The 18,932-nt window shown below is 61.5% G+C and carries 15 protein-coding genes; 14 read left to right on the top strand and 1 reads right to left on the bottom strand.

Annotated features, from left to right (window positions below; genetic code table 11):
• Positions 1-309: 309 nt before the first annotated feature.
• From ACFX4T_RS12295 to ACFX4T_RS12275, 5 genes are all read left to right on the top strand, one after another.
• A complete protein-coding gene (locus ACFX4T_RS12295; RefSeq protein WP_377652128.1) occupies positions 310-1,809 on the top strand; it encodes a class I adenylate-forming enzyme family protein in 1,500 nt (499 codons plus the stop codon).
• A gap of 11 nt (positions 1,810-1,820) precedes the next feature.
• On the top strand, positions 1,821-3,059 hold the full coding sequence (locus ACFX4T_RS12290; RefSeq protein WP_377652127.1) for an acyl-CoA dehydrogenase family protein: 1,239 nt from the start codon (positions 1,821-1,823) through the stop codon (positions 3,057-3,059).
• Between the two features lie 90 nt (positions 3,060-3,149).
• Positions 3,150-4,361: an acetyl-CoA C-acetyltransferase gene (locus ACFX4T_RS12285; RefSeq protein ID WP_377652126.1), complete on the top strand. Its 1,212-nt coding sequence runs from the start codon at positions 3,150-3,152 to the stop codon at positions 4,359-4,361.
• 85 nt (positions 4,362-4,446) lie between these two features.
• Complete coding sequence (locus tag ACFX4T_RS12280) at positions 4,447-6,570, top strand: 3-hydroxyacyl-CoA dehydrogenase NAD-binding domain-containing protein (RefSeq protein ID WP_377652125.1); 2,124 nt, start codon at positions 4,447-4,449, stop codon at positions 6,568-6,570.
• A gap of 119 nt (positions 6,571-6,689) precedes the next feature.
• On the top strand, positions 6,690-7,511 hold the full coding sequence (locus tag ACFX4T_RS12275) for an alpha/beta hydrolase (RefSeq protein WP_377652124.1): 822 nt from the start codon (positions 6,690-6,692) through the stop codon (positions 7,509-7,511).
• Positions 7,512-7,612: 101 nt separating this feature from the next.
• Here the strand turns inward: ACFX4T_RS12275 and ACFX4T_RS12270 are convergent, their stop codons facing one another.
• Entirely contained in the window at positions 7,613-8,074 is a 462-nt protein-coding gene (locus tag ACFX4T_RS12270; RefSeq protein ID WP_377652122.1) for a hypothetical protein, read from the bottom strand.
• Positions 8,075-8,278: 204 nt separating this feature from the next.
• On the opposite strand from ACFX4T_RS12270, the gene ACFX4T_RS12265 reads away from it, so the two are divergent.
• From ACFX4T_RS12265 to ACFX4T_RS12225, 9 genes are all read left to right on the top strand, one after another.
• Complete coding sequence (locus ACFX4T_RS12265) at positions 8,279-9,127, top strand: MBL fold metallo-hydrolase (RefSeq protein WP_377652120.1); 849 nt, start codon at positions 8,279-8,281, stop codon at positions 9,125-9,127.
• A gap of 79 nt (positions 9,128-9,206) precedes the next feature.
• On the top strand, positions 9,207-9,965 hold the full coding sequence (locus ACFX4T_RS12260; protein WP_377652119.1) for an alpha/beta fold hydrolase: 759 nt from the start codon (positions 9,207-9,209) through the stop codon (positions 9,963-9,965).
• A 66-nt stretch (positions 9,966-10,031) separates the two neighbouring features.
• The gene (locus tag ACFX4T_RS12255; RefSeq protein ID WP_377652118.1) at positions 10,032-10,469 is read left to right on the top strand and encodes a nuclear transport factor 2 family protein; all 438 of its coding nucleotides are present in this window, start codon (positions 10,032-10,034) and stop codon (positions 10,467-10,469) included.
• Positions 10,462-11,382: an alpha/beta hydrolase gene (locus ACFX4T_RS12250; protein WP_377652116.1), complete on the top strand. Its 921-nt coding sequence runs from the start codon at positions 10,462-10,464 to the stop codon at positions 11,380-11,382. Before ACFX4T_RS12255 ends, ACFX4T_RS12250 begins: the two co-directional genes overlap by 8 nt.
• A gap of 43 nt (positions 11,383-11,425) precedes the next feature.
• On the top strand, positions 11,426-12,019 hold the full coding sequence (locus tag ACFX4T_RS12245; protein ID WP_377652114.1) for a CGNR zinc finger domain-containing protein: 594 nt from the start codon (positions 11,426-11,428) through the stop codon (positions 12,017-12,019).
• A 136-nt stretch (positions 12,020-12,155) separates the two neighbouring features.
• Positions 12,156-12,890 (top strand): flavin reductase family protein, encoded by a 735-nt coding sequence (locus ACFX4T_RS12240; RefSeq protein WP_377652113.1) that lies wholly within the window; start codon positions 12,156-12,158, stop codon positions 12,888-12,890.
• Positions 12,891-13,244: 354 nt separating this feature from the next.
• Positions 13,245-14,537, top strand: a complete 1,293-nt coding sequence (locus tag ACFX4T_RS12235) for a PucR family transcriptional regulator (RefSeq protein WP_377652112.1) — start codon at positions 13,245-13,247, stop codon at positions 14,535-14,537.
• Between the two features lie 603 nt (positions 14,538-15,140).
• The gene (locus ACFX4T_RS12230) at positions 15,141-17,090 is read left to right on the top strand and encodes a DUF3556 domain-containing protein (RefSeq protein WP_377652111.1); all 1,950 of its coding nucleotides are present in this window, start codon (positions 15,141-15,143) and stop codon (positions 17,088-17,090) included.
• The gene (locus ACFX4T_RS12225) at positions 17,087-18,535 is read left to right on the top strand and encodes a phytoene desaturase family protein (protein ID WP_377652110.1); all 1,449 of its coding nucleotides are present in this window, start codon (positions 17,087-17,089) and stop codon (positions 18,533-18,535) included. The genes ACFX4T_RS12230 and ACFX4T_RS12225 overlap by 4 nt, the downstream gene beginning before the upstream one ends.
• Positions 18,536-18,932: the final 397 nt, after the last annotated feature.

The raw sequence follows: 18,932 nt of genomic DNA, 5'->3' as shown, positions 1-18,932 counted from the left end.
GGCATCGGCGGATCTCCTTGTCGTGGGGCCGTCAGTGTGCCGTTTCCCGACGCAGGAGCCGGTATCGGGCTCCTGGATGATCGTTGCGAGGTGTAGGGCGCGGTTCAGCACCGCCGCGGTTGAGTCGATGGCGGACGGTTGTCCCCGAAGGAGGCGGGGATGGAGAAGGGCATCGAACGGCGGCTTCGGAGTGGACCCGTTCGGCGTGGGACCATGCGCTCAGGATCTGTTCACGGATGACGAACTTTCATTCCCTGCTCGTCCTCGGGGGACGAAGCCAAGTGCTGCGCCGTTTCCTATTCTGAAGCGATGACTATCGAACAGGCTCATAACACTGACGTTTCCGTGCTTGTCGGTGTCCCCTTTGAAAGGGCACGCCAAGACCCAACGGGCGAATGCATCCGCGACCAGAAACGCTCGTTGGACAACCTTACATTCGCCCTGGAAACGGCTGCTCAAGCAGCCCGCCTCGCCGCCAGCGGCGTATCCCGGGGCGACGTGGTCGCCATCCTGCTGCCAAATTGCGCCGAGATCGTCACGACGATGTTCGCCGCTTGGTCTCTGGGAGCTGCCCTCACGCCGATGAACCCGGCGCTGACAGACCCGGAGGTCATCTACCAGCTCCAGGACTCCGAAGCGAAGGTCATCATCGGGGACGAACGGGCCCGGCGTCTTGCAACCGGACTGGAAATAACCTACGTCGACGCCTCCACGATCCACGCGGGCTCGCCTGCTGATCCGGACAACGCTCCTGCGGCTGTTGCCGCCGCAGGACCAAAGGATTTTGCTCTCATCATCTACACCTCCGGAACCACGGGAAAGCCCAAGGGCTGCGTCCTTGACCACAACAACATCACAGCCATGGTGACCTCCATCTCCACGCATTTGGAAATTGACGCCCAGGACACCAGCCTTCTAGTCCTGCCCTTGTTTCATTGCAACGGGCTGCTGATCGGGGTTTTGTCAGTCCTGGGTGCCGGCGGCACAGTCGTTATCGCCCCACGGTTCGATGCCAAGACATTCTGGGACGTGGTGGAAGCGGAACGGCCCACGTTCTTCTCTGCTGTCCCCACGATGTACGCAATGCTCGATGCTCAGACCACCGCGGCAGTAGATACCTCATCGCTGCGCTTTCTCGTGTGCGGAGCTGCACCGATGCCGGCCGATCTCCTCGAGCGCTTTCAAGACAGATTCGGCGTGCCTGTCGTTGAGGGCTACGGCCTCTCAGAGGGATCGGTTGCGTCAACATTGAACCCTCTGCGGGGATCCCGCAAGGCAGGCACGGTGGGGCCGGTGCTGCCCGGGCAACAGGTACGGATCGTGACCATGGACGGTGCCGCGGCCAAACAGGGCGAACATGGAGAGATCCTCATCAAGGGGGCCAACGTCATGCGTGGATACCTCGGGCGCCCGGAGGAGACAGCGAAAGTGCTCCACGAAGGATGGCTGCATACAGGCGACGTGGGCTATCTCGACGAGGACGGGTACCTGGTCCTCGTCGACCGGATCAAGGACGTGATCATCCGGGGCGGCGAGAACATCTTCCCGAAGGAAATTGAGTTCGTCCTTTACCAGCATCCCGATGTGCTCGAAGCCGCCGTGGTCGGACTCCCCGATCCGCTCTTCGGGGAGGTACCCGTCGCTTACGTGGCGCCGGTCCCGGGCCGGCAGCTCGATGTTGCCGAGCTGGAGCGGCATTGCCTGGCGTCCCTGGCCAAATTCAAGGTTCCCCGCCAGTTCGTCATCATTGCCTCCCTGCCTAAGAACTCTGTCGGCAAGATCGTTAAAGCCGGGCTGACGTCATGCTGACTCCTTCGTCTATGGCAACAGAGAGCACTACCGCCGGCCTCGGAACCTTCCCGGCGGGAACCGTTGAGCCCGCTTATGTGCTCACCGGGGCTCCCACGACAGACCCGGCTGGAGTGTTCAGCGACATCTCGGGTGCCGATGGCACTTTCTGGGCACGCGCCCGGTCGTTCGTCCAAGAGGAGGTCCTGCCCGTCATCGCCGGGTACTGGGAGCGGGGGGATTATCCACTGCATCTTGTCAAGCGGCTGGGGGAGCTTGACCTGCTCCGGGACGGCGTCAATTTGGACGGCTTCGCCCCTATGAGCAAGATGGCCGCCGGCCTGGTCATGATGGAACTCAGCCGCGGGGATGGCTCCATCGGAACCGCCGTCGCTGTCCAGGGCGGTCTGGCGTTGAGGTCCATCGCTTACTGCGGCTCGGACGAGCAGAAGAACCGGTGGCTTCCCGCGCTGGCGAGGGCGCAGCAGCACGGAGCCTTCGCGCTGACAGAGCCTACCCACGGTTCGGATTCCGTGGGTCTGGAAACTTCGGCGACAGCCACGGAAGGCGGCTTCCTGCTCAACGGCGAGAAGAAGTGGATCGGCAACGGCTCAATCGGCGGAATCACCGTCGTGTGGGCCCGCGGGGACGACGGGCAGGTGCACGGCTACCTCGTGCCCCAGGACTCACCCGGGTACCTGGCGACCACGATTGAGGGAAAGGCATCCCTGCGGGCGATCTGGCAGGCTCACATCCGGTTGGAGGGCGTCTTTGTCCCGGACAGCAATAGACTCCCCGATGCCAATTCGTTTAAGGACACCTCACGGGTGTTGGTGGCCACGCGTCTCGGCGTCGCCTGGTCCGCCGTCGGTCATGCCACTGCGTGCTATGAAACTGCGGTCCAATACGCCGCGCAGCGCAAGCAGTTCGGCCGTCCGCTCGCCGCGTCTGCGATCGTGCAGGAACGTCTGGCCAGGATGCAGAGCGAGCTGGCCACCATGCAGTTGATGGTCGTGCAAATGACGCGACTGGACGAAGCCGGCGCCCTCACACCTGCGCAGGCTTCTCTTGCCAAGTTCACCTGCACCCGCACGGCCCGCTCCGTGGCCGCCAACGCCCGCGACTTGCTGGGCGGCAACGGCATTCTCATCACCAACCGTGTTGCCCGGCACATGGCCGATATCGAGGCAATCCACACGTATGAGGGCACCGAGTCCATCCAAGCCCTAATCATTGGCCGATCCATCACCGGGATCTCGGCGTTCAACTAAACAGCCCGCATCCCACTAGTTCCGCGCCTGCCAGCCCAACCACCAACACCGCATTATCTGCCCTGACTTCTTTGCCCTGAAAGGCCCTCCATGAACTCCTCCAACTCGAACATTCCAGTCATTCTCGGTGGTGCCCGTACACCGTTCGGTCGTTTCCGTGGCGGCCTGTCAGCCTTTTCCTCCAGTGGACTGGGCGCCCATGCCATCCGCGCAGCGTTGGAACGCTCCGGCGTCCGTGCCGATCAGGTTGAGGCCGTTGTTGTCGGCCAGGTCTTTCAGGCCGGCGCAGGCCAGGGGCCCGCCCGGCAGGCCAGCCTCGGCGCGGGTATCGGTTGGGACGTCCCGACCGTCACCGTCAACAAGCTGTGCCTTTCCGGGCTTACTGCCGTGATTGACGCCGCCAGGATGATCCGTGCGGGCGAAGCCGACTTCGTTGTCGCCGCAGGCCAGGAATCCATGACAAATGCACCGCACCTGCTAAAGGGACTACGTTCCGGCGTTTCCATCGGAGATACCCCCTTACTGGACACACTGAACCATGACGGCCTCCAAGACCCCTTCAACGGACAGCTCATGGGCGGGGCCACAGATGCAGGCAATCCAGGCCGAGGGATAAGCCGCCTGGAGCAGGACGAGGTGGCAGTCCGCTCGCACCAGCGCGCCGAAGCTGCGCGCGCTTCGGGTATCCTCGCCGAGGAGATCGCTGCGCTGGAGGTACCCCAGCGCAAAGGGCCTGCCGTCACACTTTCCGACGATGAAGGCATCCGTCCGGCCACCACAGTTGACGCGTTGTCCCAGCTCACGCCTGCCTTCGCCAAGAGCCAGGACGCCACCATCACGGCAGGGTCTTCGTCGCCCCTGTCCGATGGCGCCGCCGCCCTTGTTATTGCCAGCAAGTCAGCAGCAGACGCCCTGGGCCTGGAATGGATTGCTGAGATCGGAGCTCACGGCCAGACGGCCGGCCCCGACGGCTCCCTTCACTCGCAGCCCTCACGGGCCATCGAAGCGGCGCTGAAACGCGAAGGGATCACGGCCGCTGAGCTGGACCTGATCGAAATCAACGAAGCTTTCGCCTCTGTCGTGATCCAGTCCGCGCGGGACCTTGGCGTCGAGACGGAGCGGGTAAACGCTGAAGGCGGGGCAATAGCGCTCGGTCACCCCGTGGGCGCTTCTGGTGCCCGCCTGGTGCTGCACCAGGCTCTTGCACTCAAACGTCGCGGCGGAGGAACGGGTGTGGTCGCTCTATGCGGCGGGGGCGGTCAGGGAGATGCCCTAATCATCAAGAAGCTAACCGGTGACTGACACTCGAGTTTCCCCATCAAAAATCCCCGCTGAGCCGCCCAACGCACTCTTCACCCCAACTCAGATCCTAGACAGGACAATCAAATTGAATTTTTCCGACTTCAAGGCCCTAGCCGATCTTTTCCCGGGCGAGGCGGTCTCCTATCCTCAACTCCGCGACATCCAGCTGGCCGGAGTAGGCACCTTTGCCCTGATCACGTTGGACAACAACGTCGATGGGAAGCCCACCCTGCTGGGGCCCAACACACTGATTGAACTGGCCACCCGGCTCAACCAGCTCAAGGAACGCGCAGCAGCCGGGGAGATCGTCGCAGTCGGTGTCACCGGAAAACCCAACTATCTCGCTGCAGGCGCAGATCTCCTCGCGATGCGGTCCCTGAAAGACCACAAAAGCAGGACGCTCATGGCCCGGCTCGGCCATGAGGTGTACGCGGTCCTGGCCTCGCTGGGCGTGCCGACATTCTCATTCATCAATGGAGCTGCGCTAGGGGGCGGTCTTGAGCTCGCTCTTGCGGCCAGCTACCGCACGGTCTCCGCCGGTGCCAGCAACATCGCTCTTCCCGAGGCCTACATCGGACTCGTGCCCGGATGGGGCGGCGTCTACCGTCTGCCACGGCTGATCGGGCCGAGGAACGCCGTCACGGTGATGATCGAAAATCCGCTCAGTAACAACCGAACGCTCGACGGCAAGGCTGCTTTCGCGCTTGGCATTGCCGACGCCATCTTCGATTCGTCCAATTTCCTCGCGGACTCCCTGGCGTGGGCAAGAACCATTCTTAGCGATGCCACTGCCGTTGAAGCCGTAGCCGCACGGCGGGCCGAAAGAACCAATTACGATGACACCGACTGGGACGCGGCCGTAGCCGGGGGCCGGGCCTTCGTTGAGCGTAAGACATCAAATGCCGCTCCCGCCCCAGCCAGAGTGCTGGACCTGCTGGATAAGGGAAAGTACTTTACGCAGGGGGACTCTGCCCAGGCTGAAGTGGAGGCCTTGGCCGAGCTCATGGACACACCGCAGTTCCGGGCTACCGTGTATGCCCTCTTGGACGTCGTTCGGAAGAAATCCAAACAGTCCGTCAGCGCATCAGAATCGACCCCCGCACGACCGACCAGAAAAGTCGGCATTATAGGCGCCGGCCTGATGGCCACCCAGCTCGCCCTGCTCTTTGCACGTGAACTCGAAATTCCAGTCGTAATCACGGACATTGACCAAGCGCGCGTGGACAAGGGCCTCGCCTACGTTCACGCTCAAGTCGACAAGCTGCTCAGCAGCGGGCGCATCTCAGAGGACTCCGCCAAGAGCACAACTGCACTTCTGACTGGGTCCGTGTCCAAGGAAGCGTTTGCCGACGCCGACATGGTCATCGAGGCTGTCTTCGAGGACATGACAGTGAAGAAACAAGTCTTCGCTGAGATTGAGGCCATAGTTTCGCCCGCATGCATCCTCGCGACAAACACCTCGTCATTATCCGTGACAGAGATGGCGGCAGATCTTCGGCACCCCGAACGCGTCATCGGCTTCCACTTCTTCAACCCGGTTGCCGCCATGCCGTTGCTTGAAATCGTTCGCGCTCCGAAGGCGAGCGACGAAGTTCTAGGCAAGGCATTCGCACTCGCCCGACAGCTGAGGAAATCCCCCGTCCTCGTCAATGACTCCGCGGGATTCGTCGTCAACCGTATTCTGCTGAGACTGATAGGGGAGGTCATTAACACCTTCGACGAGGGCACTCACCCCGAAATTGCAGACAAGGCGCTGAAACCCATGGGCCTGCCCATGACCCCGTTCAATCTCCTCGCCATGATCGGAATCAAAACAGCCCAGCACGTGACAGAGTCCCTCCACGCCGCATTCGGCGATCGGTTCCGGGTTTCGGCGAACCAACAGAGGCTCATCGACCATGGCATCGATGCCCTATGGGTCAGAAACCCTGACGGTACGCAGTCCGTCCCGGAACCGACGCTACAGCTTCTCCATTTCGGGCAGACCCCCAATAACCACACGGAGGTCCTGGTCCGCGTCCAGGACGCGCTCGCTCAGGAAATCGGACTCATGCTGGAAGAGGACGTGGTCCCGACCGCTGAGGACATCGATCTCTGCATGATCACAGGCGCCGGCTGGCCCATGCACCTCGGAGGCATCACCCCCTACCTGGACAGAGTGGGCGCCGCAGAACGGGTCAATGGCAAGACATTCCACCCCGCACCATGAATGCGGTAACCGGTCTCGCAGTCCGGGTTGGCACATATTTTGAGGTGGCGAAATGTACGGCGATACGACGCCTTGACCAATTGCACCAGTAGATACGATCAAATGAGGTTCTGGCAACGATGATGTTTGGCACAGGAAACGATATACACCTCGAAATGCTTGCTGCGGCCCCTGCCTGCGCCGCCGAGCCTCGCCCGACGCTCCTCTTTGTGCATGGGCTCGGTCACGACGCCACATGCTGGCGCAATTGGATGCGGGCGGCTTCCGCCGACGGTTATGCGGCATACGCGATCTCTCTCAGGGGTCACGGCGCGAGTGGAGGAAGCTTGCGCTCGGCGTGGCTAAAGGACTATGTGGCTGATGTCCTTCGCGCAGTTGAGGCTGTCGACGGAGATGAGGTCGTGTTGGTTGGGCATTCGCTCGGCGGCTTGGTTGTGCAGCGGGCGTTGGCATCGCATCCGGCGAAGGTCAGTGCCGGTGTGCTCGTCGGCTCGCTGACTTCTGGCCCGGCCTTCGGCACGTTTATTTCGGTGCTCCGAAACCATCCTTGGCAGGCGGTGCGGTACATCGCAGGTCGAAGCCTTCGGCTGCCCCCGGACATGCTGTTCGAGCGGCTTGGAGCCGAGGAGGCTGCGGAGATTTCTCGATCTCTTTGCGGCGAGTCGCCGTGGGTCCAGTACCAGCTGCTTTTCCACCTGCCCTCGAGGATAAAGCCTACTTACCCGCTGCTGTGCGTGCACAGTACCCACGACCGGATGGTTCCCGTATGGTCGGCGCGGGCAACCGCACGTCGCTATGACGCGGATGTACGGGAGGTGGCCGGGATCGGGCACGACATGATGCTCGACCACGGCTGGGAACTGGCCTGGAGCGCGATCAGTGACTGGTTGAAGGCGCTGCGGGTCGAAGAGATCACCAACAAAGCGAAGCAACATGGTTGAGGGCCAAGATGTCGAGTTCGAGGCCGCAGGGGAGGGATGCTGCGTGGCGGGCTGTAGGTCCAAAACGGCCCGGTCCGATCCAGGGATCTGATGGCGCACGGTTACACGGCGTCAAGAAGCGGCGGCTGGACGGGTTCGGCCGCCGTTTCGCTGCACTTGTCCAGACCACCATGCCACCGTAGCCACCGGTGTCGTTGATCAGCAGGCCGCTGTGTGGTCCATACCGGACGACCGCGATGCGCGATGACCCCGCCATAGTCGAAGGTCGCCGCCTTGGCCGGAAACCTGCTGTAGAAGACGTCATCGCCGCCCCGGTCATCGGCACGCTGCCGTCGAAACTCTTCACCCCTTGCAGGTCCACGATGCTGATCGTCCAGGAGCCCCGGCGGTGATTTCAGGTTAGTCGTCTCGGTGCGCTTGTATGTCGGCGGCGGCGAAGGGCGAATCTTCTCGTCAGACAGGCTGGCTGGGCAATGGGGGAAACGCGGCGCCATCGGCGCCGCGTGGTGGCCAGATATCCCGACGTCCAAGCCGATGAATACGTCGATGTTCTGCTCGTCCAAAAATACTGCACCACCCGTTCCCTCGTTCGGACGCGCTTAAACGCTCCGTCGGCAGTCTCGCCGGGGTTACCAGCGGCCAGGTGTGCAGATGGTGCGTACAGGATCGCGGAGGAATTGCACGCAAAGGCTTGTGTAAGAGGCATCACCTATGTGACTATTACAACATCGACTTAGTGCTCTGATACGGAACGGAACAACAACGCAATGACAAATCTGTCCTATGAAGTTTTGGTGCTCGACGGCACTCCGCGTGCGGGAGACCAGCGACTTCCCAGCGGCGAAGCGATCGTCTCTTCACCATTGGCGATCACATTGATTTCCGGGGAGCAGGACGCCGTACTGGTTGACGTCCCCTATACCTTCGGTCAAATCGAGCGCGTACGGAACTGGATCCAGGACTCGGGTAAGACACTCCGGTACGTCTACATCACCCACGCTCACGGCGATCACTGGTTGGGTGCTGGAGAGCTGCTTTTCAGCTTCCCCGGCGTGACGGTCTATGCAACACCCGGCACCCTCGGCCGCATGGAGCACGAAGCCACTGTCGGTCGGGAGAAGGTCTGGGATGCAATCTTCCCGGGGCTTGTCCCTGCGTCACCCCTGATCGCCGAGGCGGTTCCCGCTGACGGCTTGGAAATTGAGGGGAACCGGTTGGTTCCGATTGAGCTCGGGCACACCGACACCGACGACACAACCGCCCTGTGGGTTCCGTCGCTGGAGCTCGTTGTTGCGGGTGATTCGGTGTACAACGGCGTCCACCAATATGTGCTCGAATCTTCCCAAGAAGGATTTGCCTCATGGCTCGCGGCGCTTGACACCATCGCAGCGCTGAAGCCCAGGTTCGTCGTCGCGGGCCATAAGGCCCCCGGTGCCCCCGATAATCCGGAGAGCATTGAAGAAACACGTGCCTACCTCAAGGATGCGCAGCATCTTCTCGCGACGGTATCCAGCCCGGAGGAGTACTACAACGCAATCATGCGCCGGTACCCCTTCCGGATGAATCCAGGGCCCGCCTGGTATGGCGCAGTAGGACTTTTGAGCCGCACGCGTTAGAACCAGTTTTTACCAATTTTCCTGCAACAGCTTTCCCCTGACCCAATATCTGCATAGCTAATGACAAAGGAGTCATGCAATGTCCAATGATCAGCATCAAACGCTGCGGACCAAGATCGTCTTCGTTCACGGATTCCTCGATGACCGCTCCGCCTGGGAGGAGGTTCTGTCCCTGCTCGGAGAGGACTTCGAAGCGGTTGCCCTTGACCTGCCCGGCTCCGGTGCGCGCTTGAACGATGAAGGACCCTTCACGCTCCCGCGGCTTGCGGAGTCAGTGATCGCCGAGATCGACCGCTCCCACGAACCCGTCGTGCTCGTGGGGCAAAGCATGGGAGCTCAAGTCAGTGAACTTGCAGCCGCCGCACGCCCGGAAAAGGTAGCGGGACTGGTGCTGCTTACGCCTGTTCCTCTCGCGGGCGTCCACCTCGCCGGGGACGCGGCCGACTCCTTCCGCTCGCTGGGAGGCGACGCTGACGCGCAACGGCAGGGACGACTTGGCGTTTCGGTGTCCCTCAGCCCGCATGGTCTTGAAATCCTGCTCGCCTCTGGAGCAGCAATGCAACCCACTGTCGTTGCTCAGGTGTTCGATGCCTGGAACAACGGCGACGCTGCCGGGACTGCTCCCTCAGCCTATGCCGGCCCCACCCTCATCGCCCGAGGAATTGGCGATCCGTTCGTCACTGAAGATGTGATAAACGCAGGCGTGCTTCCGCGCTTCGCAAACGCTCAGCTGGTCAGCATCGCCGACGCCGGGCACTTCCCACATCTCGAAAAGCCGGAAGACGTTTCACGGATCGTGGGCGACTTCGTCCGCTCTTTGGACCGGGTTGAGGCCTGAATGTCCAAGGTAGCGTCGCGATTGGATACAAGCGCGCCCCTCGGGAAAGAAAAGGAATCAAAAACAATGAACCCCACAAACAGCATCAAAACAGACGAAGTCAGTGAGGAAAGCTGGACCGGAGCGTTCGCGGCCAAATCCGAGGAAGCCTTCGGAGAAGCGTTCACGGATGACGTTGTCCTTGAGGCGGCGGCCCTCCTGGTCCCGGTCAAGGGCCGCGCCGACGTAAAGACCGTGATGTCGACGGCCAGCAATTACTACAAGGCCCTTCGGTTCACCCACGAAGCCACAAACGGCCCCCGGACCTACGTGGAATGGGAAGCCACTGGCGCCTCAGGAGTCGAGTTCTCCGGCGTGACCGTACTTACCCGGAACGAGGAAGGGCTGATCCAGCACGTCTCGATCAGTCACCGTCCCCTCGCGGCCCTCCTTGAATTCTCGGCTGAGATGAACCGCCGCACCCAAGGCAAACTCGAACCAGGACACTTCCGCGCTGATGACTGAAACCCAGAACAAATACACGATCGAACGGGTCGGCTTCCGTGCCGACGGGAACGTTGAACTCCGGGGCAACCTCTACATCCCCACGGCAGGTGATGGCCCACATCCCGCACTGACATTGTCCATGGGGTACGGAGGAGTCAAGGAGCAAGGCGCCCTCCCTTACGCCGAAGCCTTTGCCAGCGCCGGTTTCGTTGTGCTCTTCCACGATCACCGGGGATTTGGGGAAAGCGACGGAACACCACGCCAGGACATCAATCCCTGGCAGCAAATCGAGGATTGGCGCAGGGCCATCACCTTCCTCGAATCGCGGCCGGAAGTGGATCCGGACCGGATCGGTCTGTGGGGCTCAAGCTACTCGGGGGGGCACGCACTCGTCCTCGGTGCCACCGAACCCCGGTTGAGGGCGATCGTCTCGCAAGTGCCTACCATCAGCGGCTATCAGCAAGGACTCCGGCGGGTGACCCCGGAAAAACGGGCAGTATTGGAGGCCTCGTTCGCGGCCGATGACCGGGCCCAACTGGCAGGCGAGGAACCGCACCGTATTGCCTTGGTCTCTGACGGGTCCGTCCCTGCCAGCTACACGGACCCGGAAGCCGTATCGTTCTACCTGCAGCCAATCCCTGACGGGCTCTGGGAGAACAACGTCACCGTACGCTCAACAAGAGCGGCCCGGGCATACGAGCCTGGGATATATATAGAACGCGTCTCACCGACGCCACTTCTCATGATCGTGGGGGACAACGACCGGGTGACACCGACTGATCTGGCTCTGGAGGCCTATCAGCGTGCCCTCCCACCCAAAGAGCTGCTGGTCTTCCCCGGAGGACACTTTGACGCCTACCTTGGCGAATTCGAAGCGACCTCCGGTGCAGCCCTGCAATGGTTCACCACGCACCTAATGCAGGACAAGTAGAGTAAGAGAACTGATCAACATGCCCAAAGGATCCGGACGCTATATGGCTTGGCCCGCTACAACCCGCTACGGTCTCTCTGTTGCGCCCGGAAATCTCGGTCTTGTCCAGGACTTCCTCAACACCATTACAGAGGGAACCATAGCTCCCCCTGACCTGCTCGCCACCCTAACCTCCGCGCAGGAATGGGCCGACAAGGTGACCGAACAGTGGATATCCATCGACGACCTGGGCTGGGCGAAGACCCTGCCCAGGTTGACGGAGACCGACCGCAAAGCTTTGCTGGCCTTCAGGGACCGGCTGTTTGAAGGCCTCTTCGGCCACTCCCACTCCGAAACCGCGCGCGGACTCGGCCGGAACAACCCCAGCTATCATCCCGTGATGACGGTTTCCGCCGGAGGTATCGAGCTCCGCCCCGACGGGGAGGGCTGGAAGTACTTCGAGACGGCGCTGCTGCTCATGTGCCACCAAGGTCAACTCGAAGGCGTCCTGCGGCGCATGAAGTCATGCAAGAGCGAGACGTGTGACGTCGTCTTCTACGACCGCTCCAACAACAACAGCGGCGCCTGGCATGACGTCAAGGTCTGCGGAAACAGGGCGAACGTCCGGGCCCACCGGGAACGCGCAGCAACCAACTAAAGGCCAACCAGGCGAACCTTAGTTTCGTCTGCATCAGTTGCATCCAGTTCCGCTGGACAGACCGCTACGGCTGCTCGCCGTCCATATCCACTGGCATCCTGCCCCGCCAACTCCAAGCAGAGGGCACTTTGCCGCCATGAAGAAAGCCATTGACCATGATCATCTCCACCGAGTCCCTCTCCGCAGAAGCCGCCTACAAGCTGCTGATCGGATCGATCCTGCCTCGACCCACGCCTGGGTCAGCACCATATCCCCCCAAGGGATCGCCAACATCGCCCCGATTTCTTTTTTCACGTGCGTCGGCCGCAGGCCGCCGATGATTTCGATTTCCCTGCAGCCCCGCGCTGACGGCGTGTCCTTGAAGGACACGTTCACGAATATCCGCGATACGGGGGAGTTTGTGGTCAACATGGCCACCGTGCCTAACTCCGATGCCGTGCACCGCTCCGCTTACGAATTCGCACCGGAAGAGGACGAGTTCGACCTCCTTGGCCTTGAAAAAGCTGCATGCGAGGTGATCTCCGTGCCGCGCGTAGCAACGGCGCCTATCGCTTATGAATGCAAGGTAGACAGGATCATCGCAGTCAATGAGGTGGAACATGTGGTTTGGGGGAAGATAGCGCGCTTCCACGTACGCGACGATCTCTACCTGGAACGCGGACGCATCGACACCGCCGCACTCGCACCGGTAGGACGGCTCGCGGCCGAATACACCTACGTTGAAAATGCGTTCACCACGCCACTTCCCGAGGAGACCCTGGCAGCGGTAAACGGCACCAGAATGCGGCGCATCGACGGATTGGACACCAACTTCTCCCCAATCGACACCCCACTCTGGTCCCCGTCAGGATCCACCAAACCTTCCGAGTAGTGGCATTGGCGACGTCCCTCACAACCACGGTTGCCGACGGACGTCGCCAGGACGCAACGGTCCGACACAACATGCCGGCGGGCAACGAGCGGTCTTTTGGTGACACTCGGCGTACGCCGATGTCAGTGGCGCCAGCACTCGATGCCGGATGTTGGTGATCAACCGGCCGCCGTCGGTGGTGTCTGGTCCCGGTCAGCACGCCGATCCAGCTCGCGAATGAGAGCCGCCACGTCGCGTCGTTATTATTTTTGCCCCTGGAGCGGTCGTGGGTACCCCGGGGAGCTCGCTGTCGTGTCCCGGCCGAGCTCCCGGCGCGATAGACGGCATGCTCGCCGACAATGATGCGGAGGCTTTGTGAGCGAACTGGTCGTGAGCACCACCGATGACCCTGTAACTGCACACGTGATCCAGATCGGAGCCGTGCTCAATGCACAGCTCTCCGGCATCGTCGCCCAGATGCGAAGCGGTTTGGTCGAGCGGATCACTGAGCTCGGCGGTGATACCGCACTCATCGGCCTGCTGGGGGCCAGCGTCGAAGGCAATGTTGATAACATCGTGCACGCCCTGCAGCACGGCATACGCGGTGAACAACTCGAGCCCCCTTCCGCGGCCTACGAGTATGCGCGTCGGCTGGCTCAGAGGGGGGTTCCCGTCAACTCGTTGATCCGGGCGTATCGGCTCGGGCAGCAGTACGTCCTACGACACGCATTCGACGTCTCATGCCGAATCGAGACAGCAGCTGATATCAGGGCCGGCGCATACGACCGCATGGTGACTGAGGTGTCCGATTACATCGACTGGATGTCGCAGGGTGTGGTTGGGGTCTACGAAGAGGAACGTGAGTCATGGCTGGCCGGCCAAGCCGACAGCCGTAACGCCAAGGTGCGGGAGTTGCTCGCCTCACCGGGGAACGACGTTGACGCCGCCGAAGCCACGCTGGGCTATCGGTTGCGGGGCCGCCACATCGCGGTCGTAGTGTGGGTCGATCAGCGCAGCACGAATCAGGACCAGCTCAGCCGGTTCACTAAGGCAACCCGCGCCCTGGCTGAGCGGCTCCGCAGCACCGGTCCGCCGCTGCTCGTCGGCGTCGACGGAGCTACGGCATGGGGGTGGATACCCGTTCAAGGCGACTACTGCTTTGATCCTGCCGTGACCGAATGGAATAAGGGATCCAGGCAGGAGATGCCGGTTCCACGCTTCGCACTGAGCGCCAGCGGAGTCGGACTTGAGGGGTTCCGTAACGCTCATCATCAGGCGCTTCAAGTCCAGCACCTGGCACTACACGCTCAGCACCCCACGCGCACTGTCCTGTCCTACGAGGAACCCGGCCTGGCCTTGGCGGCGCTGTTGTCGCAGCAATTGGACGCAACACGTGCGTGGGTCGCCACTGTTCTGGGCGATCTGGTGATCGACGACGAACTGCACCAGCGGCACCGGGAAACCCTCCTGGCGTTCCTTCGGCACGAGGGCAGCTACACGGCGACCGCGGAGGCAATGCTGATGCACAAGAATTCAATAAAGTACCGCATCGCCTCGGCCCAGAAGATCCTTGGTCGTGCGCTGCTGGAAGACCGGCTGTCCATCGAGGCAGCCCTGACTGTATGTCATTGGCTCGGGCCGGCCGTTTTGCGTCAAGTCCCGTCCTGACCGTCGGCCCTGCGGCATGCCACTGCCCGATGGGACCCTCTCAGATGGCTTTTGGTTTCTACGAACAAAGACGGCAGCAAGCTTCGTTTCGACGTGACGTAGGACACCTTCCCGTACCGGCCAAGAGTCGTGACTACCGCAATATCCGATCTGCGGATAGTCCCTCAAAGGGACCTTTGAACGGCAACGTCGCCGTACGAAAGGACACAGGCTATGGGCTATAAGACAGGGGATTTCCCTCCCGTGAACCTTGAAACATTTCTTGACAAACCTCTGTTTGAGCGCCTTAAGTCGCTGCACTGGGTGGATTAGGGGACGACCAAGGTGTTCCAGCTGATGAAGGTGAAAGTACCCGCCGCCATATTGTCCTCGAGTCTTTGCCGAGAAACCCCGTCGGCACGATCGATAAACCTGATCTGAGGCGGCGAACAGCGCCGTTCTAATCTCCCAAACCGGGGAGTGGCCAGCCGGCCTCTAGCCACGCCACATCAACTTCTATGCGCGGTTTTCCTCAGCCTGATGCCCGCGGTAACACCGCGATTTTCGATGCCAAAGCCACCGCACGATGAGTCGTGCCCAAAATCTGCCACCAAAGGAGTTGTCATGGGTTACAAAGTTCCACGGTTTCCGAATGCGGATCCCGAAGAGTTGATTCGCCGTCCGCTACAGAAACGTCTGAAGTTCCTGTCAAAGGAGTGGGGTGAGTGGGGGTTCGGCGCAGCGCGCAAAATCTCCGTGATGTATCTGGCCAAGCTGTTCGGGGCATGGCTGATCGGTGGCGCGCTCCTCGTCACCCTCACCTCGCACCTGAACCCGCTTGATGTGGGGTCATGGTGGACGAATCCGATTGTCTACCAGAAGTTCGTCGTCATGACCATGCTGCTCGAAGCCATTGGAATCGCAGGGTCCTGGGGTCCGCTTGCAGGGAAGTTTGGCCCGCTAACGGGCGGAATCCTATTCTGGTCCCGCCCCGGCACGATCAAACTGAGCCCTTATAAGTGGGTGCCCTTCACCGGTGGTAGTCGCCGCACCGTGGTCGATGTGTTTCTCTATTACGGCTTCTTGTTCTCCTTGAGCGCGGCGCTTTTCCTGCCGGGGCAATCTGCAGCGGACCTGCCGGCCCTTGAGCGATTCCAGAGGTTCCTAACAGACCCCGCTGACGGCGTACCGAGCTGGCTTTCGCAGAATGCCGAGAGCTTCCTGCTGATTCAGACCACGCCGCTCATTTTTGCGGTGATCTTCCTCGTGCTCGTCGGACTACGGGACAAGATCATCTTCCTTGCCGCGCGATCTGAGCAGTACCTCCTGCCAGTGGTGTTCTTCATCGCGTTCCCGAACCTGTTCGAGGTCACCGACATGATCATCGCGCTGAAGATCTTCCTGGTCACGGTTTGGGTGGGGGCGGGCTTCTCGAAAATGAACCGACACTTCAGCCTGGTGATCCCGCCGATGCTCGCCAACACGCCGTTCTGGCCGCCTCGGTGGCTTAAAAAGAGGACGTTCAAGGATTTCGACAATGATGACCTACGCCCGGGCCCCCTGGCACACTTCTTCTCGCACGTGTTCGGCACGATAGTCGAACTTACAGCACCCCTCACCATGCTCTTCGTCGTCGGCACAGCGTTTGGAGGCCAGACAATGGTAACCCTGGCGACGCTGCTCATGGTCGGTTTCTGCTTCTTCATCATCTCGACGTTCCCGGTTGCTGTGCCGCTTGAGTGGAACCTACTGTTCGCGATTTGCGCGGTGATTTTCTTCATCGGCTACCCGAACTCTGCCGGGTTTAGTGCGTTCGATATGTCGGAGCCGTGGATGCCTTTTGCGGTCATCGCTATTCCGCTGTTCCTCGTGATCTTCGGGAGCATTCGCCCCGACAAGGTCTCGTTCCTCGCCTCGCTCAGGCAGTACGGTGGCAACTGGGCTACAGCACTCTGGGCTATCCATCCGGATGCCGAAAAGAAGCTTCACCGGGTGTACCGCCCGACGAAGGATCAGATTGATCAAATCCAGGCGATGGGGCTGCCCTATCCACTGGCAGAGGCCTTCTTTGAGATGGTCCTAGGTTGGCGCTCACTTCACAGCCAAGCTCGTGGACTATTTTCGCTGCTGTTGAAGGAGGTACCTGATATCGACCACCGACGCATCCGCGAAGCAGAATTCGCCTGTAATGCGATGATCGGCTTCAACTTCGGCGAGGGACATTTCCACAACGAAGAACTCATCGCCGCGATCCAGGAAGAGGCGCAGTTCGAGCCGGGGGAGTTGATCGTGGCGTGGGTGGAGTCTGAAGCGCTCTGGCACGGCTACCAGGAATACAAACTGATCGATGCCGCACTCGGCGTCGTTGAGCGGGGAAGATGGCAGGTGAAAGATGCCGTCGAAGAGCAGCCCTGGCTGCCGAACGGGCCCATTCCCCTCACCATGACCTGGCGCTCGCCAGACTTCAACAAGCTGCAATTCACCGCGACCGATATTGTTGGGCCAGATGCGGTTCCCCAGCCACTCGATGAGTTGGTCGAATCCGAAGCGCACGCGGAGGAAATGGCTCGATGACCAGTGCGATTGTCGTCGGAAGCGGGCCCAACGGGCTCGCAGCCGCAACCGTGCTGGTTCGCGCCGGCGTCGAAGTCACCGTTGTTGAGGCCGCGGATCAGTTGGGCGGGGGCGCCCGCTCAACCGAGTCACCCCTCGCGGGACTTGTGCAGGATCACTGCGCAGCCGTGCACCCGATGGCTCCAGGATCCCCATTCTTTCAGACGCTTGACCTGGAAGAAATGGGGGTCCGTTGGGCCTACGCGCCCATCGATGCCGCGCACCCGCTCGACTCCGGCGAGCCCGGGCTTCTCCACAGGTCGATTGGGGATACGGCCGCGGGGTTGGGACGAGACGGGGGGAAATGGGAGACAGCGTTTGGTCCGCTGTCGCGGTCCTTCGACCGATTGTCTCCGGTCATCATGTCGCCGTTGCTCCGGATCCCGAAGCACCCACTATTGCTCGCCCGGATGGGAGCCGTCGCCGGCCCACCACCCACGCTCGTTGCACGGTGGTTCAAGGATGAGCGGGCGCGCTCGCTCTTCATGGGCGTGGCAGCGCACGCCCTCCAGCCCCTCACTCTGCCCCTGGTCACGGGCATCGGTGCCGGAATCATCATCGCCGGTCACGCTGTGGGCTGGCCCGTGGTCGAGGGCGGCACTGGCCGCTTCACTGAAGCGCACATCAGCACACTTCGGGCGCAGGGCGTTCAGTTCGAGACCGGACAGCGCATCAACCGGCTGCACGACCTCCCGCCCACGGACATCACTATTCTCGATGTGCACCCGCATGCCGCTGCAGGCATACTGGCCGAGCAACAGCCGCAGAGTGGCCAGCGCGCGTACCGGAAGTTCCGGCCCGGGGCCGCTACGTTCAAGATCGACTTCGCGGTGGACGGGGGCGTGCCGTGGCGAGACCCGGAAGTAGGCCTTGCAGGCACCGTCCACCTCGGAGGCAACTCTGCGGAGATCATCGCCACCGAGCGACAGGTCGCCTCCGGGCAGATGCCAGAGAGGCCTTTTGTGCTTGTCGGGCAGCAGGCCGTTGCTGACCCTACCCGAGCGAACGGCTCGATCGTTCCAATCTATGCCTACGCTCATGTGCCGAATGGCTACACGGGGGACGCGACAGAGCACATTCTCGCCCAGATCGAACGCTTTGCTCCCGGGTTCCGGGACCGGATCGTTGGGCTGAGCGTGCGCACTCCGGCCCAGACCGCGGCCGAGAACCCGAACTTCGTTGGCGGCGATATTCTCACCGGCGCCAAATCACCACTGCAGTTTCTTCTCGGCCCCAAGCTGAGCGCCCATCCGTACGATACCGGCGTCCCCGGCGTCTACCTGTGCTCGGCAGCAACGCCGCCCGGCCCCGGCATTCACGGCATGGGCGGATACAACTCGGCGCAGCGCGCGCTCCGGTACTTGACTCTTCATGCCGCAGGAAGAAGGGAGGTCTCCATATCTTGACCACACCAGGATTCACGGACGGTGATCAGCAGATGCGCGAGCTCGTGGCGCAAGTAGGGCGCAAGCTGCAAGAAATGGGTCCACAAATCGGCGACGACATGACAGAGCTGCTCTCAACACCTGTATTGGGATTGGATCAAGACCCCACTCGTCGAGATGCTTCATGCGAGCATCGACGGAAACGTCCGGACCCTGGGCGGGAACCGTAGCTCCCCCCGTCCTGCTCGCCACCTTAAATGGCCGGCAGAAAGAGCCGACAGGTGACCGAGCGGTGGATCTTTATGGACGACTTGCTCTGGGCGAAAACCCTGCCCAGGTTGACGGAAAACGACCGCAAAGTGCACCCACTGCCCTCATTGCCCAATCACCGCGCCTGCGAAAACCGAGCATCACGAAC

Source organism: Paenarthrobacter sp. YIM B13468 (assembly GCF_042788025.1).
In the GTDB taxonomy this organism is placed as follows: Bacteria; Actinomycetota; Actinomycetes; order Actinomycetales; family Micrococcaceae; genus Arthrobacter; species Arthrobacter aromaticivorans.
The sequence above is the reverse complement of the archived record's forward strand: the minus strand, read 5'-3'. Positions and strand labels throughout refer to the sequence as shown.

Coding starts and splice junctions, on each gene's coding strand:
- ACFX4T_RS12295 (WP_377652128.1), top strand. CDS start 310: ATGACTATCGAACAGGCTCATAACACTGACGTTTCCGTGCTTGTCGGT.
- ACFX4T_RS12290 (WP_377652127.1), top strand. CDS start 1,821: ATGGCAACAGAGAGCACTACCGCCGGCCTCGGAACCTTCCCGGCGGGA.
- ACFX4T_RS12285 (WP_377652126.1), top strand. CDS start 3,150: ATGAACTCCTCCAACTCGAACATTCCAGTCATTCTCGGTGGTGCCCGT.
- ACFX4T_RS12275 (WP_377652124.1), top strand. CDS start 6,690: ATGATGTTTGGCACAGGAAACGATATACACCTCGAAATGCTTGCTGCG.
- ACFX4T_RS12265 (WP_377652120.1), top strand. CDS start 8,279: ATGACAAATCTGTCCTATGAAGTTTTGGTGCTCGACGGCACTCCGCGT.
- ACFX4T_RS12260 (WP_377652119.1), top strand. CDS start 9,207: ATGTCCAATGATCAGCATCAAACGCTGCGGACCAAGATCGTCTTCGTT.
- ACFX4T_RS12255 (WP_377652118.1), top strand. CDS start 10,032: ATGAACCCCACAAACAGCATCAAAACAGACGAAGTCAGTGAGGAAAGC.
- ACFX4T_RS12250 (WP_377652116.1), top strand. CDS start 10,462: ATGACTGAAACCCAGAACAAATACACGATCGAACGGGTCGGCTTCCGT.
- ACFX4T_RS12245 (WP_377652114.1), top strand. CDS start 11,426: ATGGCTTGGCCCGCTACAACCCGCTACGGTCTCTCTGTTGCGCCCGGA.
- ACFX4T_RS12240 (WP_377652113.1), top strand. CDS start 12,156: ATGAAGAAAGCCATTGACCATGATCATCTCCACCGAGTCCCTCTCCGC.
- ACFX4T_RS12230 (WP_377652111.1), top strand. CDS start 15,141: ATGGGTTACAAAGTTCCACGGTTTCCGAATGCGGATCCCGAAGAGTTG.
- ACFX4T_RS12225 (WP_377652110.1), top strand. CDS start 17,087: ATGACCAGTGCGATTGTCGTCGGAAGCGGGCCCAACGGGCTCGCAGCC.